The following is a 3,440-nucleotide window of genomic DNA, read 5'->3' as shown; positions in this document are numbered from 1 at the left end:
AAATGCTTGTGAATTTTTTATTTGAGTTAGCTAAACAAAGAAAGATTAATTCAATGGCAAAATATGTAATGTATATTAGGCAATTTTTTGATTACTTGGATAGGACTAAACATTATGAATTTTATTTTAGTCTTAAAAATATAGCCTTTGCTAAACACAAGGATAATTTGCCTAAACATCTAAATTCAAAAGATTTAAAATCTTTTATATATACTCTTATAAACTATAGAACTAGAAGCAGTTATGAAAAGAGAAATAAGTGTATTTTGCTCTTAATTATTTTGGGTGGTTTGAGAAAATCTGAGGTTTTTAATTTAGAATTGAGAAATATTGTTTTAGAAAAAGAGCATTATATCTTGCTTATAAAAGGCAAAAACAATAAAGAGCGAAAAGCGTTCATTAAACGAGAAATGCTAGAAAAATCTTTAGATGAGTGGTTGGGTGATAGCAAACGATTGAGTAGTTTTAATGGGCGTTTTGTATTTAAGAAGTCTTTATCTAACTATACTCAAAAGCATTGTTCAATCAGTAATTTTGTGTTAAAGATTTTTATGTTGAGTGGTATTGAAAATTTTAAACAATATGGCACAGGATTGCACCTATTTAGGCATAGTTTTGCCACTTTAGTCTATGCTAAGAGTAGGGATATTGTTTTGACTTCAAGAGCATTAGGGCATCAGTCCTTAAGCTCCACAAAAATCTACATTCACACCGCACAAGAATATAATAAACAAGTAGCAAGCATTTTTGATAATTTGTTGAGTGAGTGAAAGATGGTTAATTCCTCATTCAAAAGTTCTTTAAAAGGTTGTTTTTTGATGTTTTTTGCAGTTTATCTCGTTGCTTTAGAACCAACATTAACAAAACCAACTGAAGTTCTTATATTTTCAGGCTGAGAGGCTCTGTTTTTGATGTTATTTACAGCATTGCCTATTGCACCTTCTGTTTTCACAAGAAAATTACCAGTTCCTACAGAAGCCCCTTTAACGCCACCGCTTACTGCACTACCTATATTACTAGCAAAGCTTAAAAAACTTTGCGACCCAGCTTTTAAGAAGTTAGCTAAATCAACCGAGCCACCTTGTGTTCCAAAAATGGTATTGATAATATTTGGAATATTGCTAATTAAAGCTGAAGTAATCGCTGAAATGATAATAATGCCGATAGTTTCTATGATATTTTGAGTAGGGTTAAATAATTCTAACCCAATAGAGTTTAGCATGGCAAATAAAAATACAAGAGGTGCATAAAAGGTTAGAGAAAAGACTTTTTTAATGTAAGAAAAGAAAAATCCTTGAGTTTGTTTAAAAAATAAACAAGGTGTCATAAAAATAAAGCATAGTAAATAAAAAGTTTTTTCTATAAAAATAATACAAATAAGATAAATTGTTTTAAATATAAGTAATATTTGAAAAAACACAATAGTCACAAAAGATAAAGACTGCATAATGAAAACAAATGGTTTGCTAAAACCTGCGTTATTTTCTCTAAAGCTTTCATAAAAAGCAAAAAGTTGCTTGGTTTGATTTTTTATGATTCCTTGTATATTACCATTAAAACTTATAAAACTTTGATTTGTTTTATTTTGGGATTGATTTGATTGTTGTTGAGCTTTTTTGTAAAAAGTTTTTGTTGTTTCTTCAATGGCATTATTAAGAATGACTGCAGGCGCTTCTACAAAAAACTCTACATATGAATGGAATTTTTTAGGACTATTCAAGGCAAAGTGCATTAAGGATAGAAGAGCAAGAAAAAAAGCAAATTGCGTGAAAGTTTTTATTTCAAAAAATTCATTATTTTTGTATTTTTTTACAGAATATGCAAAAATAAGTATTGTTCCTATAGAAACCATAGCAGGTGCGATTGTTTTTGCAATATTATTGTATTTGTCTTTAAATTCATTAGTGAAATTTTGAAATACGCCTATAATACTACTATAAAGCCCATCAGTAGCCACATTGAGATTATCAGCTGGTATGAAATAAGAAATAATACCAATAGCAAGAGAAATACCACCCCAAACCAAATAAGGCATTATTCATCCCATCCTTGTGTAATATTGTTTTTCATTTGTTCAAACTTTTCTGTTGCTATATTCCCACCTTGTGTCATCATAAAAGATTTTTCAACATCAGGCAATTGTGAAGTGGGTAGTCCAAATTTATTTAAATTTGCTTTAAAAGCTTGACTTGTCTTTTTATTTATTTCTAAAAACTCTTTTTTAACGCTTTCAGGAGGGTTTAAAAATGATGGCATAATGATATTTTGTTGTTTATAATAAGTGTCTGAATAGGCACTTGCCATAAGAGACAGAGTTTGATTCATAAAGTTTAGGTTATTAGCAATATTAAGTAGAATTTGCGTGTTTAACATTTCAAATTTTTGTTTAAAGTCTGCATAGACTTTTGCTTTAGTTTCTTGATTTGTTGCTCCTTTAATCCTTTCTATATACGAATCATTGTCTTTCTCAAAAGTGTTTATCAATCGTTCAATTTCAAGTGTATTACTAAAACAATAATCCTTACCATCAATATTTTGTTTAGAGCAATACCCTTCTTTTGCATAAATAGGATTTTTAACGGAAAGCTCTTGTGTGAAACTTGCACCCCTGTTCTGTAAAGATGAAAAAAGTTTAAAGGTTCTAGCTTGAGCTTCTTTGAATATTTTTAAATCAATTTGTTTTGATTGAGATAAAAAATCTCCATAGCACTGAAAATTTTTTGATATTAGACAAGTTTGTGCTTGAGCTAGGTATTGTTGCTTTTTTATCTCTAAAAGTTCTCGCTCTTTTGTTTTGCAAATAAAGTCTGCTAAAACCCTACCACTTAAACTTGTTGTTATATCTTGAGTGGTTGTAATTTGTGTATTTCCAAGCGCATTAGCTAAATTTTCTAAAGCTTGTCTAGCGGCACTCTTTTCTTTTCCCTTATCGGAGAAAAAAATCTCTTTTGTTTTTGGGTTAATTTTATTCATATCTAATTCAGGGCATTTGCTAGCAATATTTCGTAATAAAAATTTTTCGGCTAGATTGTAGTTTTTAGCGCTTTCTTGTAGAGCGAGAGCGTTTGATTTTACATTCTTGGCAATTTGAGTTGCATTTTCTACTAAACCCATAGGGTTAGGGATATTTAAAATAGAACCATTCATAAACTGATTGGTTTTCAGTAAAATATCATTCACTTTGTTTAGTTGGTTAATGGTTGATTGAGCTTTTTCTATCATATCTTGGTATTTTTTGATTTGGTCAGCCCAATGATTGACCTATTGAACAAAGCGAGACTTGTCTATGGCGTCTTTTGCTTGTTGCCAGATATTCTGCGTAGGGTTATCCACAATCATAGCCACAGCGTTCAGGTGGCTTAAAGCAACCACCAACAACAGAATAAGGGATTTTTTTAAAAAAGTCTTTAACGCTTCCATACCTTATCCTTGAAAAGGCC

The 3,440-nt window shown here is 30.2% G+C and carries 2 protein-coding genes and 1 pseudogene; 1 reads left to right on the top strand and 2 read right to left on the bottom strand.

The window, feature by feature from the left end:
* A partial coding sequence (locus CXY28_RS08450) for a tyrosine-type recombinase/integrase (protein ID WP_232780006.1) occupies positions 1-770 on the top strand: 770 nt, incomplete at its 5' end.
* Between the two features lie 62 nt (positions 771-832).
* Here CXY28_RS08450 and CXY28_RS08445 read toward each other — a convergent pair.
* Positions 833-2,035 (bottom strand): hypothetical protein, encoded by a 1,203-nt coding sequence (locus CXY28_RS08445; protein ID WP_100980475.1) that lies wholly within the window; start codon positions 2,033-2,035, stop codon positions 833-835.
* A pseudogene (locus CXY28_RS08440) lies at positions 2,035-3,420 on the bottom strand (hypothetical protein). The gene CXY28_RS08445 and the pseudogene CXY28_RS08440 overlap by 1 nt, the downstream one beginning before the upstream one ends.
* Positions 3,421-3,440: the final 20 nt, after the last annotated feature.

Source organism: Helicobacter pylori, assembly GCF_002832345.1.
Taxonomy (GTDB): Bacteria; Campylobacterota; Campylobacteria; order Campylobacterales; family Helicobacteraceae; genus Helicobacter; species Helicobacter pylori_CP.
This window is presented reverse-complemented; position numbering and strand designations above follow the sequence as displayed.

What these genes read in the sequence shown, in the direction of transcription:
- CXY28_RS08445 (WP_100980475.1), bottom strand. Translation starts at nt 2,035, where the DNA reads ATGCCTTATTTGGTTTGGGGTGGTATTTCTCTTGCTATTGGTATTATT.